Origin of the sequence: Piscinibacter lacus (genome assembly GCF_016735685.1) — a bacterium.
Lineage (GTDB): Bacteria > Pseudomonadota > Gammaproteobacteria > Burkholderiales > Burkholderiaceae_C > Aquariibacter > Aquariibacter lacus.
The window spans coordinates 2,188,576-2,205,031 of sequence record NZ_JAERRA010000001.1; the positions used below are offsets into that span (position 1 = coordinate 2,188,576).

Genomic DNA, 16,456 nt, shown 5'->3' on the forward strand with positions numbered 1-16,456 from the left:
CACCTGCGAGAGCGGCGAACCCGGCCGGGTCGGTGCGGGGGTGCCGGCAGGGCCGGCGAAGGGGCGGCCCGCGCGGGGCGGGCCGGTGGGTGCAGGCGCCTGTGCAGGCTGCCGGCCTGGCCGTGTCGTCAGGCCAGGCTGTCCTGGAAGGCGATGGTGGTGCGCTCGATGTCATTGCCGGCGGCACCGTCGGTGGCCAGCAGGATCTCGAAGGGAACGGTCTGGATCAGGGCCTTGTTGCCGTCGTCCACCGTGGCATCCGTCAGGCTGCTGCGGTGGATGGTGTAGGCGAACACGTCCGCATCGCCTGCGCGGCCGGCGGTGAAGCAGCCCAGGATCTCGGCATCCTGCTCACCCCAGAAGGCGTCGCGCAGGCTGGTGGTGTTGAAGTACACGGTGAGCTGGCCCTTGGCCGTCATGGTGCCCGGCGTCATGAAGGGCTTGATGTCGCTGCCGACGCAGGCCTCGCCGGTGAATTCGGCCATCAGCTCCAGGTTGACGCTGGTCACCACGCCCACGCGCTGGCCCTGCACCACCAGCGAGCCGCTGCTGCTGGTGAGCACGTTGCTGGTGGTGGCCGCGGTGGGGTTGGTGAAGTATTCGCTGCTCAGGGCCACGCCGCCGCGCTTCTCGGGCACATCGGCCACGTCCTGCCCGCCCAGGGTGCAGCTGAACTGCACATTGCCGCTGCCCGGCGCCTGCAGGGTGATGCGGGTGGGCTTGATGCCGAGGTACAGCTCGCTGGTGGGCACGTCCGGGTACCAGTGCTCCAGGCCGAAGTCGATGTCGGTGTGGTTGCTGGCGGCCATGAAGGTGCGCTTGCCCACGAAGATGGCCGACACACCGGACACCGCGCTTTGCGCCGCCAGCGTGCTGCCGTTGACCACGATCACCGTCATGCTGGTGGCGCTGGCGATGCCGAGGATCTGCAGGTTCTTGCCCAGGCTGCCCGTGGCCAGGCCCGCCCCAAAGCGGAACACCATGCCGCGCTTCCAGCCGCCCGCATACCAGCTGCCCGAGGCGCGGCTCACCGTGTACACCGGGCCGGTGCCGGCCACGGTGATGGTGAGGCCCGACTCGCTGGGGCCGGCCGTCCAGTCGCGCCGCACCATGGCGGCCAGCAGCTCGGCGTAGGTGCCGCAGCTCAGCTCGTTGTTGATCGTGCCCGGCACGCTGCGCACGCCGTGGCGGAACACGGCGCGCTGCTGGTCGTCGCGGATCTCGTTGCTGCCATAGGTTTCCTTGGCCAGCTTGACGTCGCTGGTGGTGCGGCGCAGGCGCTGGGCGCCGGTGCGGGCCGGGGCAGCACCGTAGGTGCCGGTGTTGTTGCGCGCGATGCGCACTTGCTTGCGGATGCCAGCGGCTTCGGCCATGGGGGTCTCCAGTCCAGTCAGAGCGGTTGATAGGTGAGCGAAAAGTCCACCGGCTGCTCCCAGGCGGAGCGGTCGGTATCGAAGCCGTGCGGGCCGTAGCGGCCCAGCACCAGGCTGACAAGGTGCACGGCAGGCACGCCGGGCACGGCGCCGTTGCGGCGGTCGAGCGCACGCTCCACCGCCTGGGCCAGGTGCAGCGCGGCCTCGAAGGTGCCGGCGGTGCAGGTGATCTGTAGCTGCGCCTGCCACAGCTCGCCGGCAGGCTGGTCGTCGACCAGGCCATCGCGGCTGGCATCCAGCAGCAGCAGGCCCAGGCCCGGCACGGCACCGGCGGGCAGCGGCACGGGGCCGATGGCGCCGGCAGGCACCAGCGCGGACACCGCGCTGTCCTGCAGCAGCAGGGCGCGGGCAATCTGGAAGGGCAGCATGGTCAGGGCGGCGGGCGCCGCAAGGGGTGGGCGGTGGCGGGCGGGGGCAGGCTCAGTCGCTGAGGCCGCCGTCGAAGTCAGGCGCCTCGATGCCGGCCTTGGTGAGCCGGGCGCGAATCTGCTGCCCCACCGCCACCACGGCGGGCCGGGCGGCGCGCGCCAGGGCCGGGCGCATGAAGGGCCGCGGCGCGGCGCCGGGGTGCTGCACGGTGGCGCCCAGCAGCTTGTCGCCGATCTTCAGCGCGCCCTTGGCGATGCGGCGGTTCAGCGTGGCCACCGAGGCGCGCTTGCCCGAGGCGCCTTGGGCTGCGATCAGGTGCGGCTTGGTGCCGTACTCGACGAAGCGGGCATAGAACGGGTCGCCCTTGCGCTGGCCGCCGGCCTTGACGTAGGCCACCGCCCGGCCGTTGCGCAGCCGCGCGCTGACGCGGATGCTGGCCCGCAGCGCGCCGGCCTTGAGGCCGTAGGCCTCGGCATTGCGGCGGTTCGGCTGCGCCACCGGCACCAGGGCCTGGGCCTGCCGGCGGATGACCTGCGCCCCGGCCCGCAGGGCGCTGCGCATGACGTTGCGCTGCAGCTTGTCGGGCAGGGCCAGCAGCGCACGCTCCAGCTCAGCCAGGCCACGCACTTTGATGTCGGCCGAGGTGCTCATTTCAGGTGGCCTCTTGGCATTCCAGGTCCAGCCAGGTGGGCCGCAAGTGGCCGGGCTCGGTGACGGGCATGGGCTCGCCGATCAGCTGCACCACGCGGCCGTTGGCCAGGCGCAGGGCCCAGGTGGCGCGCACGTCGGCGCGGTAGCGCAGGCGCACGGTGATGCGGCGGGTCAGGGTGCGCTGCACCTCCACCCCGCCCAGGGTGCTGAGGCCCTCCAGGCCCATGCGCTCGCGCACGCGGGCCCACACCTCGGGCCCGTCCTGCCAGCCGGGCAGCGGGCCGCCCAGGGCGCCCTGGCCAGCCTGCGGCTGCAGCAGGCGCACGCGGTCCACCAGCTCGCCGGGGTGCATGGGGGTGGTGCTGGCCATGGTTCAGCTCCACACGCGGTGCGCGTCCAGCAGGGCGCTGCCCAGCACGGCCTCCAGCTGCTCGCGCGGCGGGGCCGGGTTGCTGAGGAACATCACGGCCAGGCCGATGGCGGCGCTGCGCACATCGTCGTCCGGCGCCGGGCCGAAGCTGCCGCGCGCCACGCCGCAGCGGTGCTCGATCGCGGCTTGGGCCGAGCGGATGGCCAGCGGCAGCAGCAGGTCGAAGCTGGCGTCGTCGGCATCCAGGCGGGCGGCGTGGCGCACTTCGTCGGGGGTGCAGATGAGCTGCACCGCCGGCGTCAGCACAAGCGCCGCGGGGCTGAGGCCCGTGCTGTGCAAGCCGGTGGGGGCAAGGCCGGTGCTCATGGCTTAGGCCACCGGGATGATGCGGCGGGTGCAGGCGCCGGCCAGGTCGATCGAACCCGACACGGCCTGCCCTTGCTCGAACAGCGCATAGACGGTGCCGGTGATGCTGCCGGCCGCGCTGGCCTGGCTGGCAATGTGGTGGCCGCCCAGCGCATGGGTGGTGGCGGGCAGCGCATCGGCCGGGCTGCGCGGGCCGCCGGGGATGCGCCCCAGCCGCACCACGTTGCCGAAGAGCGGGTTGCCGCCCTGGGCCACGTTGGTGGTGAGGCCGAAGCCGCACAGCCCCTGGATGGCCCGGCCGAAGGCCAGCAGCTCGTGCCGGTATTGGCCGGCAGGGCAGCCGCCGCTGGGGGTGTTGTTGCGGGCCAGGTTGAGGGTGACGTCGGCCGAGGGGGTGCCCGACACCGTCATGCGCACCACCGGCACATCGGCCCGGGTGTTGTACATGGCGCGCAGCTCGGGGCTGCCCGCCGTCTCGAACGTGACCGCGAGGCCGCCCAGCGCACCGCTCAGCGTCCAGCCGGCCGGCGGCTTGCCCGTGACGGTGCCGCCGGTGCTGCTGTTGGTGCCGCCCAGCGCGCGCATGCGGCCCTGGGCGCCCAGCATGTTGCCCTGCGGCGTTTCCGTGGCCGAGGTGAAGCCCGACAGGGTGCTGATGACATCGCTGTCGCTCAAGCGGCCGAAGGCGCGGGCGAAGGGGCCGGCCTCGATCTCCAGCTCGGCCGCGCTGACGAGGTGGCCGAAGAAGCTGTCGTGCGTGCCATCCACCGTGGGCGCGCCGGCCGCCGTGCTGCCCACCGTGCCGGTGCCGCCGCCCACCGGCAGCCAGGCCGAGGCCGCCAGGTCAAGGAAGGCCGGGCCGGGCATCAGGGGCACCATTTGCGGCATGGTGAGCGCCATGTCGCTGATGCCGGCGTTCAGACTTTGCAGCAGGTCAAAGCCGCCCAGGCTGCCCACCAGGAAGGAGGGGTAGATGCCCACCATCCAGTGCAGGCGTACGCCCCAGCCCACCAGCAGGGTGTGCAGCTGCTTGATGTTGGCAAGCGTGGTGGCCGGCGCAATGCCGCTGGGGAAATCGTTGCCCCCGGTGCTGACGATCACGTCCACCAGGTAGCCGGCGGCCTGCGCGGCTTCGATGGATGCCTTCAGCGCGTCAAGCCGCGCCGTGGCCAGCGCGCCGTTGCTGGCGGCCCCGCTCTCGGTGGCCGCCACGCTGAGCGAGTTCCACCACAGCAGGTTGCGGCGCAGCGCGGCATTGGCCAGCAGCACGCGGCCGACCGTCTCCAGGCCGCGGCTGTCGCCGTAGTCGATCATCGCCACGGGCTGCATGGAGCCCGGGAACTGGATGCCCAGGTCGGTGCGCCACTTGGCGCGGGTGGCGAAGGGGATGTCGACGCCACCCACGTCGATTTCTGCGGTTGGGAACATCCGTCAAGCTCCTGAGGTGACTGCCGATCCGCCGGACGTGACCGGCTGGCCGTTTGAGGTGACTGCACTCCCCGCGGGTGCGGGCGCCGGGGCCGGTGCCGGTGAAGGCGTGGGCGCAGGCGCAGGTGCCGGGGCCGGCGCAGGGGCCGGCCCCGGCGCGGGGATCACAAGAAAGGGGCGCGACGGCTGCAAACGCCGATCAGCAGCAGCGAGCCGCTGGCGGCAATGCCGCTGCGGAACATCACGCGCAGGTTGCTCTGCACCTGGTTGTTGCTGGCCGTGTTGTCGTGCGCCTCGCGGGCATGCAGCAGGCCGGTGAAGGCCGGCAGTGCATCGGCATCGCGGATGTTCGAGACCAGCACGCCGATGCGGGCGCTCATCGTGGCGTTGTCGCGCGGGTTGGCGCTGACGCGGATGCTCTGGTGGTCCACACCCGTCATGCCGGTGATGCCTTCGGCATAGGCCAGCAGCTCATGCACCATGCGGCCGGGCGAAATGGCGCCCGTGCTGGTGAAGGTGCGGTTCAGGTTGAACGTGGTGTTGGCCGTGGGCGTGCCACCGAAGGCGCAGCGCACCACCGGCAACGGCGCCGGCAGGCCCAGGGCGGCAGCCGCCGCCGCGTTCGATTCGGCCGTGAAGGTGACGTTCAGCCCGTTCAAGGTGCCGGTGAGCGCCCAGCCATCGGGCGGCGTGCCGGTGACGGTGCCGCCCGTGGCGCTGACGGTGCCGCCCAGCGCCCGGAAGCGGCCCTGCGCCCCCAGGATGTTGCCGCGCGGGAAGCTGGCACCCCAGGCCCCGCCGCTGCTGAGGCTGTCGAAGTGCTCGCGGCGGCGGAAGGCTCGCTCGGCCAGCGGCAGGATGGCCTTGCCCTTCTGGAACATGCCGAACACCGAGCCGTGCAGGCCGTCGTAGGTGACGGCGCCCACCGTGTTGGTGGCCTGGCCGATGGGGGTGTAGCCGGCGTTGGCCGGGTCCAGCCAATACCGCTCGGGGCTGACGTACACCATCTGCGTGCGGGTGCGCGCCATGTCCTGGTAGCCCGCATTGGTGGCCCAGGCGCGGGCCGTGGTGCCGGCGCCGCCCGTGGTGGGGTCGATGCCCCACACCCACAGCAGGCGGCCGCCCGCGGCGACGAAGGCGTCGTAATAGGTCTTGACGTTGGCAATGGTCTGCTCGGCCGTCAAGGTGTTGTCGTTGGTGCCGATGGTGAGGAAGACGTCCACCGAGCGGTGGCCGGCCGCCTTGGCCGCGGCGATGGCGTTGACCAGATCCGTCTGGCGCGCAGCGCTGAGGATGCCCGAGGGGCTGGCCGCGTTGTCCGACGACACGCTGCCGCCCTGGCCGATGTGGCGGAACCACGCAAAGTCCAGCGGCTGCTGGGCGCTGGCCCAGATCAGGCCCTCGATCGATTCCTGGCTCTTGCTGTCGCCGTCGGACACGATGGCGACCGTTTCCTCGGCACCGGGGTAGTACACGGCCAGCTCGACCCGCTGGGCATCGCGCTGCGCAGGCGTCAGGGGGCCGGAGGTGGCGCCGCTGGGCGGATCGACCCACTGCGTGTCGAAGCTGGTGGCGCTGGCCTTGGCCAACACCTGCCCCATAGCGCCACCTGCCGGCACGCCCGGCCCGGCTGGGCCGGTTGGGCCCGTGGAGCCAGCCGGCCCGGCAGGACCCGTACCCCCCGCCGGGCCAGTCGGCCCCGTGGGACCGGTCGGCCCCACGCCGCCACCACCACCCGCCTCAGCCCGAGCCGCGAAGGCCGAATGCAGCACCACCGACACCACCGCCGCCGCGGTGAAGGCCACCGCCGCGCCCGTGCTGCTGGCAACCAGCGTGCCGCGGCTGAGCGTGCGGGTGGCGTGGTTGTAGACGCAGTCATCGCGCGTCTCCCAGGCCGTGCCCTCGGTGATGCTGATGCCCAGGCTGAGGCCGTTGTGCGCAGCGCCCAGCGTGACAACGGGCTCACCGGCCGGGGCCGCGCCCACGGCCAGGGCGCCTGTGGCACCCGGCGCGGCGGTGAGGAGGAACTTGACGTGGTCGAGGTGAGCAGTCATGGCGGGTGGGGGCGTGGTGGGCGGGCGGCGGCTGGTGGCTTAGCTCAGCTCGGCCAACTCGGCGTGCAGGTCGGCCAGACGACGCTGCAAGGCGGTGCGGGTGGGCTCGTCCTGCTCGGGCTTGTCCAGCAGGGCTTGCGCCTCGGCAATCTGCACGCGCAGATCGTCGGCGCGCTTGGCGCGCGCCGCGGCAGCCAGCTCGATGGCGCTGCGCACGGTGGTGGCACCCTGGGTGCGGGCGTAATCGACGGCATCGCGGTGCGGATCGATGCTGCCGTCCTTGGCCAGCTGCTCGATGAGATCGGCCGTGGCCTCCAGGATGTCGCCGGGCTTGACGCCGTGGTGCGGCAGCGAGAACAGCACGCGGGCCAGCTTGAGCTTGTTGCTCATGGTGTGAACTCCAGTCAGTGGTAGGTGGGCACTGCAGGGCGCCGGCCGGCCGCTGCCAGGCCGGCGCCGTGCTTATCAGCTGGCGCTGTGCTGGTAGGCCTTGACGGCGCCGCCTGCGTCGACCAGGTTGCCGCCCATGCGGTTGAAGGCCACGAAGCCCACCTGACCCTTGAGGGTGTAGGCGCTGTCCGTCATGCGGAAGAGCGTGGTGTCCGAGACGCGGCGCCAGCGGTACTTGCTGAACACGCCGAACAGGATGGAACGGGCATTGGCAGCCGGGGCCGCCATGTCGTTGTTGACGTAGATCCGGCGGTTCAGCAGCCGATCCGGGGCGCCACCAGGGTTGCCGGCTTCATAGCCAGGCGCAAAGATGGGGCGGCCTTGGCTGTCCTTGATCTTGCGCAGCATGCGCAGGGACTGGTCGTTCACCATGAAGCCCACGCCAGGCATGGCCCGGTAGATCGGGTCGACGCTGTGCTCCAGGTCGACGAGGTCATCGTAGGTGCAGGTCAGCGTCTGGCCGGTGGCGCCCGTCTTGCCCACGGTGGCGGCGGGCACGATGCCGCGCGGCTGGCCGGTGCCGGTGCCCAGAGAGGCGTGCTTGTTGGCAATGCGGCCCAGGCGCATGGCGATCAGGTCCCGCACATAGGCCTCGATGTCCAGGAAGCTGTCCTGCAGCAGCTCGAAGGGCACCGCGATCGACTTGGAGCTGTACTTGTAGACCGACACGCCGACGTTGCCGAAGGTGGTGTCGGCCGCCGAGGTGGGCTGGTTCTCACCGACGATCTCGCCCTCTTCGGAGGTGGCATCGGCCGTGGGGAAGTTCATCACCGCACCGCTGGAGGTGGTCATGACGGTGCAGGCCTCCATCAGGCCGCCGTAGGATTTCATGGCGCTTTCGAGCGTGCGGTCGTACTCGGTCGCCACCGTGAAGCCACCCTCGGTGCTGGTGGTGGTGCTCATCACGTTGCGGATGTCGGGCGTGATGCGCGCCTGAAGGGCCTGACGCTGCTCCTGGCTGAGCGCACTGAGGCCGCCGCCCAGGAAGGCGCGCATGGCGTTGCCTTCCTCGCGGTTGCCGTGGGCACCGGGGGTGCGGGTGTGGCGGTTGCGCAGATCGTCGGTGTCGATCTCTTCGCCGGCCAGGTTGGACAGGCGGACTTCGCGGGCGATCTCGGCATCGATCTGCTCGACCTCGGCCAGCACCGCGTCAAGCGCGGCTGCGTCCTCGGCCGGCATGCGCTTGTCGGCCGGGTACTTGGCGTTGATCTCGGCGGCCATCTTGGCCTTGGCGTTGCGGCGCTCGCGCAGTTGAGCGAGTTTGCTCATGGGCTCTTCCTTTCAGGCAAAAAAAAGGCCCGCACGCAGCGGGCCCGAGGCATCAGCGCGAGGGCGCTAGATGGTGGAGGCGACGCGCGCCATGCAGGCCAGGCGCTGGCGCTGGCGGGCACGGTGCTCGTCGCTGACAAGGGGTTCGCCGGCTGCCGCCGGTGCAGGCGCCTGCGCAGGCTTGGCGGCGTGCGGGGGGCGCAAGTAGGCCGAGAGATTCCAGGCGCCGGGGGCGGCCTGGTCCTGAGCCGATTCATCGGCGCGCGGGGCGCCCTCGGCCAGGCGGTCCGCGAAACCAAGCTCGACGGCCTCGGTGCCGGTGAACCAGGTCTCGGCGCGCATCCAGTCCAGGATCTGCTGCGCCGGCTGGCCGGTGCGGTCGGCATAGGTATCGACCAGCGTGCCGTCGATCTTGCCGAGCACGGCAGCCGTGGCCATGAGGTCGTCCTCGTTGCCCCAGGCCACGGACCAGGCCTTGTGAATCATCATCATGGCGCCCTTGGGCATCACGATCTCGTCGGATGCCATCACCAGGAAGCTGGCGGCGCTGGCGGCCAGACCGTCGATGTGGGCCACCACGCGGGCCGGGTGTTCGCGCAGGGCCTGCTCGATGGCGCGGGCCGCGAACACGCTGCCGCCCGGGCTGTTGACGCGCAGGTGGATGGTGCTGGCCGTGATGTCACGCAGGGCGCGCACCACGGGTTCGGCGGCCACACCGCCGAACCACTCGGCCATCTGTGCGTCGTCGACGATGGCGTCGTAGATCAGCACCTCGGCGGCGTCGGCCTCGGCCTGCAGGCGGACCTCGAAGCGGCGGCCTTGCACGCTGCGGTTGTCGGCCAGCAGCTGCAGGTAGCGATTGCGAATGGGCAGGGGCATGCTTGCCTTTCAGGGCGCCGGGGTCGGCTCTTGCGGTTGCGGGGTGGGCTGGCCCGCGGCCGAGGGGTTGGCCACCAGGTCCTTGGGGCCCATGTTCTCGATGCGGCGCACGTCCTCGGCGTCCATCCACGGCTGTTCGCCGGCGCGGCCCATGGCAATGCGGTAGGCCTCGTACCGGCTCTTCAAGTCGCCACGCTCCAAGGCTGCGGTGACGTGTTCCACGAAGTAGCGCTGCCGGCTGGGCCACAGCTTGGCGTTCAGCTCTTGCGCCAAGGGCACCAGGTAGCGCATCAGCGTGTAGCGCACGAAGCCCAGGCCGAGCTGTTCGATGCCCGTGCCCCAGGCGGTGGCTTGCTGCATGTGGCCGATCAGAACCGGCGGCACACCAAACATGCGGCAGATCTCCTCCACCGAGAACAAGCGGCTGGGCATGAGCGCAGCGTCCTGCGGCGTCATGGTCAGCTTCTCGGCCTCCACCCCACCGCTCAGCACCACCGGCAGCCGGCTGCCGGCGTACTTGGCGGCGAACTGGTTGCGCAGCTGGTCGACCTGTGCGTCGCTCAGCTTGCCGGCAGCCTTCAGGATGATGTCGGCCGTCATCCCTTCGGAGAAGAACTTGCCACTGAATCGCTCGGAAGCCAGGGCTGTGCCGATGGCCTCCCGGGCGTTGTAGGTGATGAGCGACGGGCTGCAGAGGCCGTCGAAGCCCGGGCCGGGCAGATGAATGACATCGGCCGCATCGAGCGTGACGGCCGCACCATCGCCGGGCGTGTAGCGGTAGAGGCGCTCACCCTTGCGATCAGGGTTCCAGAAGGGGCGCACGTACAGCGGGTTGAGCGGCTCCCATCCGATGACGCGGCTGCTGATCGGCGACGGACGCAGCAGCCTGGCGAACCCGGCGCCGTGGAAATGCCGACTGCGGATCAGGTACTGCACCGCGTCGAAGCTGGTCCAGGCCTCGCAGGCGCGCTCATTGAACAGCCACCACCATTCGTGCCTGACCGGGCGGCGCTGGCCATCGTCGCCGCGCTCATAGAAGCCCAAGGGCAGGCCCGCGATCGCGCCCGAGATCAGAGCATCGCAGGCATAGACGGTACTGACCCGCTCGGCCGTGTTGACCGTCACCCGCTCCCCGCTGGCCGTGCGGCTGCCCAAGCCCAACAGCTCGGCCAGATCAGACGCGGTCAAGCCCGTCACCGGCTCTTGCGTGGAGGCCACTGGAGCAGCGAAGGCAGGCTCGTGCCGAGCCGCATCGGGCAGGTCACGGCCCAGGCCAAACATCTGTGCGAGTCCCATGGGTCACCGATCGAGAGAGATGAGCTCGGGCCCGGCAGCACCAGGCGCCACCGCGCGGCTGAGCGCCGTGCACAGCGCGCTGATGCCGTCAATGCGCCCGTTCGGCCGGCTGCGGCGCTTGTCCGGCCGGAAGTTTTCGTTGCTGTCCATGAGCAGTGCGGTGTTGTCCGCGCAGTAGCGCAGCACGGGGTTGCCGCCGTGGTGCAGGCGCCTGCCGTACACCAGCAGTTCCAGCTGCTTGGCACCGCCGCCCACACCTTGGGTGGTCTGCTGCACTTCGACCATGGGCACGCCGGCATCCATCAGCTCGGTGGTGGTGGACTGGGCATTCCAGCGGTCGTACCCGATCTCCACCACGTCGAACAGCACGCAGGCCTGCTGCACGGTGCGCTTGACGGGCAAGTAGTCCACCACGTCACCCGGGGTGACGGTGAGCCAGCCCGCCTCGGCCCAGCGTTTGTAGGGGGCGCGGTCGTCGCCCTCGTCTTCGTCCAGCTTGGCCTGCGGGGCCCAGAAGTGGCACAGGACCCGCCAGGGCTCGTCGTCAGCATCGGGCGGGAACACCAGCACGAAGGCGGTGAGGTCGCGCGTCGAGCTGAGGTCCAGGCCGCCGTAGCAGCGCCGGCCGGCCAGGTGCTCGGGCAGCACGGGCGCAGCGCATTGGTCCCACACCCGCATGTCGAACCAGCCGCCTTCCTGGCCGACAAAGATGTTGAGGTCCTTCGTCAGGAAGTTGGCACGCGCACTGGGCAGCGCCTGGGCCTTGCGGGCCTGGGTCTGCATGTGGTGCAGGGTCTTGATCGTGCCCAGGCCCGGGTTGGCTTTGCGCCAGGTGGCCAGGGTGTAGGGGTCGTCCCCCTCGTCCGCTGCGTACCAGTAGCCGAAGAAGCTGTCGTCCTCGATCTCTCCCTTGAGCACGCGCTTGAGGTAGTCCAGCAGCTCGGTGCAGATGCCGTCAAGGATCCAGCCCGCCGTGGTGATAGCGCTGAGCAGGGGCTGCCGCCGGGCGCCCAGCGCGCTTTCCATCACGTCCCACAGGCCACGGGTCTTCTGCGCATGCAGCTCGTCGAACAGGATGGCGTGAGGGTTGAGGCCATCCAGCGCGTCGTCGTTGGCAGGCAGCGGGCGGAAGAGCGCGACATGGTCCAGCCACATGGCTTCCTGGTTCTTGCCCTCCATCAGCTTGATGCACCGCTGCAGCCGAGGCGACTGGCGCAGCCAGCGGCGCACGTTGGCGGCGGCCGGCGCATACACCGTCATGGCCTGTTCGCGCGTGGTGCCAAGTGCGTATACCTCGGCCCCAGCCTCGCCATCCATCATCCACAGGTAGGCGCCTTGAGGGGCTTTCCAGGTGGACTTCCCATTCTTTCGGGGCACACCCTCCAGGCCCCGCTGAAACCGCCTCGGGCCCCCGGGGCCGAGCTTCCAGCCGTAGAGCACCACGGTCCAGAAGCGCTGCCATGGGTCGAGCAGGATGGGCTCGCCCGCCTGGCTGCCCTTCACGTGCCGGAACCACCGCTCGATGAACTGCACCACGTGCAGGCCTGCAGCAGGGTCGAAGTGCAAGCCGCGCGCCGGGCCCTCGACCAGGTCGCGGTAGTGACGCAGCACGGCACGCCACACCCACTCGCCCACGGCGATCTCGCCGCGCAGCACCGGCAGGCCGTAATCCAGATCCCAGCTGGCGGGCTGCGCAGGCGTCAGTGATGCGAGCTGCGCGCGGGTGAGCTTGCGGCGTGACCCACCAGCTCGCCGAAGAGATCGTCCTGCCGGTTGTCGACGCCGGCCTCCTTGCGCACTCGGGTCAGCGACGGGATGGTCAGGCAACACTTCGGCAGCCATTGGCCAAGCTCCATCTTGAGGCGCTTCTCGTCCTCCGCCCAGGGCGTCGGCGAATGCCAGCCACTTCGGGCCTGCTGCGTCCGGCCCTCGTCCTCGCACTTGCGCACCGCGACCAGCCAGTCCGCGTAGGTCCGCACGATCACGGCCAGGGGCAGTGCGGCGGTCAGGTGCTCGATGCCAGCCTCTCGCAGCCGCGCGCACAGGTAGTCGTATACCTCGCGCTCCTCGCTCGTCAGCCGGATCAGCGGCGGAGGGTCAGGCGAGACCACCGCAACGGCGGTGGTCGGCGCCCCCGGTTGCTTGTCGACGATGGCATCCATGTCCTGTCCCTTGCGCCTGGCGCAGGCTGCGCTCCCATCCCTCGAACCCCCAGGGGGGTCTTTTTCCCTCCCCGCAAAACTGTGGTTCGAGAGTCGGTTCTGTCGGTGGGGGGCTGGACTTTTACCGCCCCCCTCCCCTGCGTCGAGCGATGGCTCGAAGGCGCTCGACCTCGCTCTTGACCTGGTGGCAGCCGTCGCACAGGCCCTGGGTGTTGGCCTCTTCGTCGAGGCCGCCCTCACTCAGCGGCACGATGTGATCCCGCTGCGTTGCCAGCACCTTCAGGCCCTGGCGCTCGCAGTGCACGCACCAGGGCGCACGCCGGAACAGCCTCACCCGCTGCTGGTGCAGCCACCAGCCGGCCCGCCGCTTGTGACCTTCGGGCTTGGCCCAGGCCTGCTTCGGGTGCAGCTCGCAGCGCGATCCGCCGCCGGCCACAGTCCGGCCGCACACCGTGCACGGCTTAGGCGCTGCCGTCGGCACGATGGCAGCGCAGAAAGCGGTGCGGCCGACGCTCTTTCAAGCAGTCGGCCGCACCCAACACCCCAGGAGTCACCTCGAACGTGAACCGCCGGGAACCCGCAAAAGCCCCCAGCGTGCCTGCAATGTACCGGGTATGGCTAAGGTGTAAAACCCCCCGGCTCATCGCGTGAGCCCCCGCACCGCCGGCACGGCCGGCAGCACCCCGCGCAGCAGCACCTGCCTGCGCTCGGCCGCCTGCCGCTCGCGCTCGGCCAGCCAGGCCTGCAGGGCCAGGTCGGCCCGGCACAGCCGCTCCTTCCAGGCCGCCCGGCTGATGCCCAGACGCGCCGCTCGATCGCCCACCGTGCCGCGGCCCAGGTAGGCCGCCTCCACCGTCTGGCGCAGCTCGTCGCCCAGGGCCCGCACCGCGGCATCCGTCTCGCTGCCCTCCACATCGCTGATCGGCACCACCGCCTGCGCGCCCCACGGGTCGCGCGCCTCCAGCGCCGCCGCGCCCAGGCGTACCCCCGCAAAGCCCAGCTTGCCCGAGCCCTGCATCAAGCGCCACATGCCCCACCGCTCCAACCGCAGGTGCATCAGCTCCACACGCCTCATCGCGCAACCCTTCAAATCGTTTGAATGTCAGCTCGGCCGCGGCAGGCCACGGGCCTCCAGCGCAGCCAGCAAGTCGGCCACCCTTCGCGCGCCATCCGGCGGCGGATCGAGGCCCAGCAGCTCGCCCAGCACCCTCGGTGCGCCTCCATCGGGCGCAGGCAGCTCTGCCCTGGGCAGACCTCCCCCTTCAAGAGCCGCTTGTGTCTGCCACACCGCCCGCGCGGGGCGGCTCACTGCGGCAGGGGGGCGTGGCGGCGCTGCCGCCAGTCCTGGCCCCCTTGGGGGGGCCTGGCCCAGTTGTTCCTCAGCAGGCCGATCTGCCCGTGCCGTTGCGCTGCCCTGTGGATAACTACCCCCCAAGACATGCTTCGCAGTTAGAGAACTAGGCTCTTGAGCCACCTGCCCCAAACCCTGCCCGCTTCTTCGGTGGCGGCGCTGGTAAGTGCTTGTCGGCACACGGATTTTGGGTTGTCCACAACCCGCCGAAACCCTGCCCTCTTCCCCCTTGGGCGCACTGAGGCCAGCTCGACCTGGAAGCCGCAAAAAAAGCGCCCCCGTCTTCTCGTTGCGCACCGCATCGCGGCGCACCAGGGCCTTCGCCTCCAGCTCGTCCAGCGCATCGCGCAGGCGCCTGCGCGTCACGTCATCGCGCGTGCGGCCGTTGGCGGCCGGGTCCACCCCGCACACCACCTCGAGCGCCATGTAGCTCGTGCGCACCGCGCCCGTCGCATGGTCGGCAATCGCCAGCAGCTCAAGCAGCAGCACCCGCGCCAGCAGCGAAAGGCCCCGCTGCCGCTGCAGCTCGCCCCCGCCCACCATCACGAAGTCTGGCGCCCGCTCCAGGCGGTCCCGCGTGGTCGGTGCGCCCATCATGCCACCCCGCCTGGCCCCGGCCCGGCCGGCAGCGGCACCGCCGCCCACCAGCCCAGCACCGCGCTGACCCGCGCCACAGCACCCGCCTGGGCCGAGTTGGCCAGGCCCTGCACCGTGCCCAGGGCATACACCACCAGCGGCTTGCACACCCCCGGCAGCCTGGCCGAACCCACCGGCACCACATCGCCGCAGCGCCGCATGTTCTTCAGGGCAACACGCGCCGCCTCAAAGCCCACCCGCGCCCGCTCAGCCAGCGCCCGATAGTGCGCCCGGCCCAGCACCCGCAGCGCCTCCAGCAGCGCCTGCCGCACCTCGCCACGGGGCCGCATCACGCCACCCCGCCCGAAGCTGCCGCAGGCCCTGATGGTGCCGCCGGCTCGGCATCCGCCACCGTCGTCGCGCGCTCATCCCACAAGCGCAGCGCATCGTCCAGCGGCATGGCCAGGCGGTACTGCTTCACCGTCGTAGGCCCCCGGCCATCCGGCCGGTGCCACTGGTCCTCGACCAGGATGCCCGCCTCACGGAAGTCATGCACCCGCTGCGGCAGCGTCATCAAGCCCACCGCCTGCAGCGCATCCAGCGCCGTCATCCAGCCGCGGGAAAGCTGCACCAGCAGCAAGCGCGCCTTCGTCGGCCGCGCCGGCTTCAGCCCCGGGCCGCTCAAAGCGCACCCCCGGCCTGGCCCTGCGGCACATCAAGCTGCTCGGCCTGCGCCTGGCGCAGCCGCGCCGCGCGTGCAGCCTCATCGGCCAGGTACTGGCGCCAGGGCACCTTATGCCCATCCACCAGAAAGCCCCACGTGCCGCGCTTGCGCCACGTGATGAACAACGTCATCACCCCGCCCGGGGAAACCTCCGTGATCCGGTGGTACTGCCCGAACAGCAGCCGCCCCGTGTAGCCGGCCGAGCGAATCGCCTCGCCCTCGATGCGCTGCTCCTTGTACCAACCCCGCAGCACCAGCGTGCGCGCATTCCAGGGGTGATCGTGCAGATGGCGGTCCAAGTCCTCCCGCATGATCCAGTGCAGCCGCACGCTGGGCAGCCAGCGCCAGCGGGCCGGCCCCTGCTCGCCATCGGCCGTGCGGCCGTAGGGGTTGGCCAGCCAATAGCGCGCCATGTACACCTCGCGCCCATCGGCCGAAGTGATGTGCGTGTACGGCGTGCGAATCGCCCGCCCCAGCAAAGCCAGGCGCAGGCCCGGCCAGCCGGCCAGCGTGCGCGCCAGCACCGCCCAGCCCGCCTGCGAAACCGCCGCCCCCGCCCGGGCCAGCAAGCCCCGGGCAGCGCTGGCCCCCATGATGGGGGGCACTGCGGCAACACCCAGGGCGCAGGATGCGGGCATGGACGACAGCAGCTTGTCAGCTTCAGCCCTGGGCAAAGGCTCCGGCGCCATGGCGCGCTTGGCGGATTCACTCATGGCAGGCCGCCTCCTTCGCGGCGGAGGCGGCTTGGGGGGCAACTGGGGCGGCGTCAGCCCGGTGCAGCGGCTGCGGCAGCGCCGGTGCACCGGGCAAGCCGATCAGCTCGGGCCAGATCTCGTGCCAGTCGAGGGGGCGCAGGTCCCAGCGCATGACCTGGCGGCCCGTGCCCTGCTCGATCTGCACTGCACGCTTGATGGGTACACCGTCCCTACGCCACTGGACGCAGCTCGGCGCGCTGACGCCGCAAATCTTTGCGACCTTGGCGGGGCCGCCAGCCAGATCAATCGGGTGAGTCATCCCGGCATGATAGGTGCACCTAACACTCAAAGCAAGGCACACCTAACAATCTGGGTCTTAGGCT

General features: G+C 70.8%; 20 protein-coding genes. All 20 read right to left on the reverse strand.

Annotated features, from left to right (window positions below; translation table 11 throughout):
• Window positions 1–128 precede the first annotated feature (128 nt).
• Window positions 129–1,373, reverse strand: a complete 1,245-nt coding sequence (locus JI742_RS09840; protein ID WP_201826051.1) for a phage tail tube protein — start codon at window positions 1,371–1,373, stop codon at window positions 129–131.
• Window positions 1,374–1,390: 17 nt separating this feature from the next.
• Complete coding sequence (locus JI742_RS09845) at window positions 1,391–1,801, reverse strand: DUF3168 domain-containing protein (protein WP_201826052.1); 411 nt, start codon at window positions 1,799–1,801, stop codon at window positions 1,391–1,393.
• Window positions 1,802–1,853: 52 nt separating this feature from the next.
• A complete protein-coding gene (locus JI742_RS09850) occupies window positions 1,854–2,453 on the reverse strand; it encodes an HK97-gp10 family putative phage morphogenesis protein (RefSeq protein WP_201826054.1) in 600 nt (199 codons plus the stop codon).
• 1 nt (window position 2,454) lies between these two features.
• Window positions 2,455–2,823 carry a head-tail adaptor protein gene (locus JI742_RS09855; protein ID WP_201826056.1) on the reverse strand — a complete coding sequence of 123 codons (369 nt, stop codon included), beginning with the start codon at window positions 2,821–2,823 and terminating at the stop codon, window positions 2,455–2,457.
• Window positions 2,824–2,826: 3 nt separating this feature from the next.
• The gene (locus JI742_RS09860) at window positions 2,827–3,189 is read right to left on the reverse strand and encodes a phage gp6-like head-tail connector protein (protein WP_201826058.1); all 363 of its coding nucleotides are present in this window, start codon (window positions 3,187–3,189) and stop codon (window positions 2,827–2,829) included.
• 3 nt (window positions 3,190–3,192) lie between these two features.
• Window positions 3,193–4,617, reverse strand: coding sequence for a hypothetical protein (locus JI742_RS09865; protein WP_201826060.1), 1,425 nt, complete (start codon window positions 4,615–4,617; stop codon window positions 3,193–3,195).
• Between the two features lie 164 nt (window positions 4,618–4,781).
• Window positions 4,782–6,671 carry a hypothetical protein gene (locus JI742_RS09870; RefSeq protein ID WP_201826062.1) on the reverse strand — a complete coding sequence of 630 codons (1,890 nt, stop codon included), beginning with the start codon at window positions 6,669–6,671 and terminating at the stop codon, window positions 4,782–4,784.
• Between the two features lie 39 nt (window positions 6,672–6,710).
• On the reverse strand, window positions 6,711–7,061 hold the full coding sequence (locus JI742_RS09875; RefSeq protein ID WP_201826064.1) for a hypothetical protein: 351 nt from the start codon (window positions 7,059–7,061) through the stop codon (window positions 6,711–6,713).
• A gap of 75 nt (window positions 7,062–7,136) precedes the next feature.
• The gene (locus JI742_RS09880; RefSeq protein WP_201826066.1) at window positions 7,137–8,390 is read right to left on the reverse strand and encodes a phage major capsid protein; all 1,254 of its coding nucleotides are present in this window, start codon (window positions 8,388–8,390) and stop codon (window positions 7,137–7,139) included.
• 66 nt (window positions 8,391–8,456) lie between these two features.
• Window positions 8,457–9,269: a head maturation protease, ClpP-related gene (locus JI742_RS09885; protein ID WP_236676851.1), complete on the reverse strand. Its 813-nt coding sequence runs from the start codon at window positions 9,267–9,269 to the stop codon at window positions 8,457–8,459.
• Window positions 9,270–9,278: 9 nt separating this feature from the next.
• The gene (locus JI742_RS09890) at window positions 9,279–10,457 is read right to left on the reverse strand and encodes a phage portal protein (RefSeq protein WP_201826068.1); all 1,179 of its coding nucleotides are present in this window, start codon (window positions 10,455–10,457) and stop codon (window positions 9,279–9,281) included.
• A gap of 111 nt (window positions 10,458–10,568) precedes the next feature.
• The gene (locus JI742_RS09895; RefSeq protein ID WP_201826070.1) at window positions 10,569–12,221 is read right to left on the reverse strand and encodes a terminase large subunit; all 1,653 of its coding nucleotides are present in this window, start codon (window positions 12,219–12,221) and stop codon (window positions 10,569–10,571) included.
• A 44-nt stretch (window positions 12,222–12,265) separates the two neighbouring features.
• Complete coding sequence (locus tag JI742_RS09900) at window positions 12,266–12,727, reverse strand: P27 family phage terminase small subunit (protein ID WP_201826072.1); 462 nt, start codon at window positions 12,725–12,727, stop codon at window positions 12,266–12,268.
• 121 nt (window positions 12,728–12,848) lie between these two features.
• Window positions 12,849–13,178 (reverse strand): HNH endonuclease, encoded by a 330-nt coding sequence (locus JI742_RS09905; RefSeq protein ID WP_350309649.1) that lies wholly within the window; start codon window positions 13,176–13,178, stop codon window positions 12,849–12,851.
• A gap of 189 nt (window positions 13,179–13,367) precedes the next feature.
• Window positions 13,368–13,757 (reverse strand): hypothetical protein, encoded by a 390-nt coding sequence (locus JI742_RS09910; RefSeq protein ID WP_201826076.1) that lies wholly within the window; start codon window positions 13,755–13,757, stop codon window positions 13,368–13,370.
• A gap of 72 nt (window positions 13,758–13,829) precedes the next feature.
• Window positions 13,830–14,675 (reverse strand): hypothetical protein, encoded by an 846-nt coding sequence (locus tag JI742_RS09915; RefSeq protein ID WP_201826078.1) that lies wholly within the window; start codon window positions 14,673–14,675, stop codon window positions 13,830–13,832.
• Window positions 14,672–15,007 carry a hypothetical protein gene (locus tag JI742_RS09920; protein WP_201826080.1) on the reverse strand — a complete coding sequence of 112 codons (336 nt, stop codon included), beginning with the start codon at window positions 15,005–15,007 and terminating at the stop codon, window positions 14,672–14,674. Before JI742_RS09920 ends, JI742_RS09915 begins: the two co-directional genes overlap by 4 nt.
• On the reverse strand, window positions 15,004–15,339 hold the full coding sequence (locus JI742_RS09925; RefSeq protein WP_350309650.1) for a helix-turn-helix domain-containing protein: 336 nt from the start codon (window positions 15,337–15,339) through the stop codon (window positions 15,004–15,006). The genes JI742_RS09920 and JI742_RS09925 overlap by 4 nt, the downstream gene beginning before the upstream one ends.
• Window positions 15,336–16,091, reverse strand: coding sequence for a hypothetical protein (locus tag JI742_RS09930; RefSeq protein ID WP_201826084.1), 756 nt, complete (start codon window positions 16,089–16,091; stop codon window positions 15,336–15,338). Before JI742_RS09930 ends, JI742_RS09925 begins: the two co-directional genes overlap by 4 nt.
• The gene (locus JI742_RS09935; protein ID WP_201826086.1) at window positions 16,084–16,392 is read right to left on the reverse strand and encodes a transcriptional regulator; all 309 of its coding nucleotides are present in this window, start codon (window positions 16,390–16,392) and stop codon (window positions 16,084–16,086) included. Before JI742_RS09935 ends, JI742_RS09930 begins: the two co-directional genes overlap by 8 nt.
• Between the last annotated feature and the right edge of the window lie 64 nt (window positions 16,393–16,456).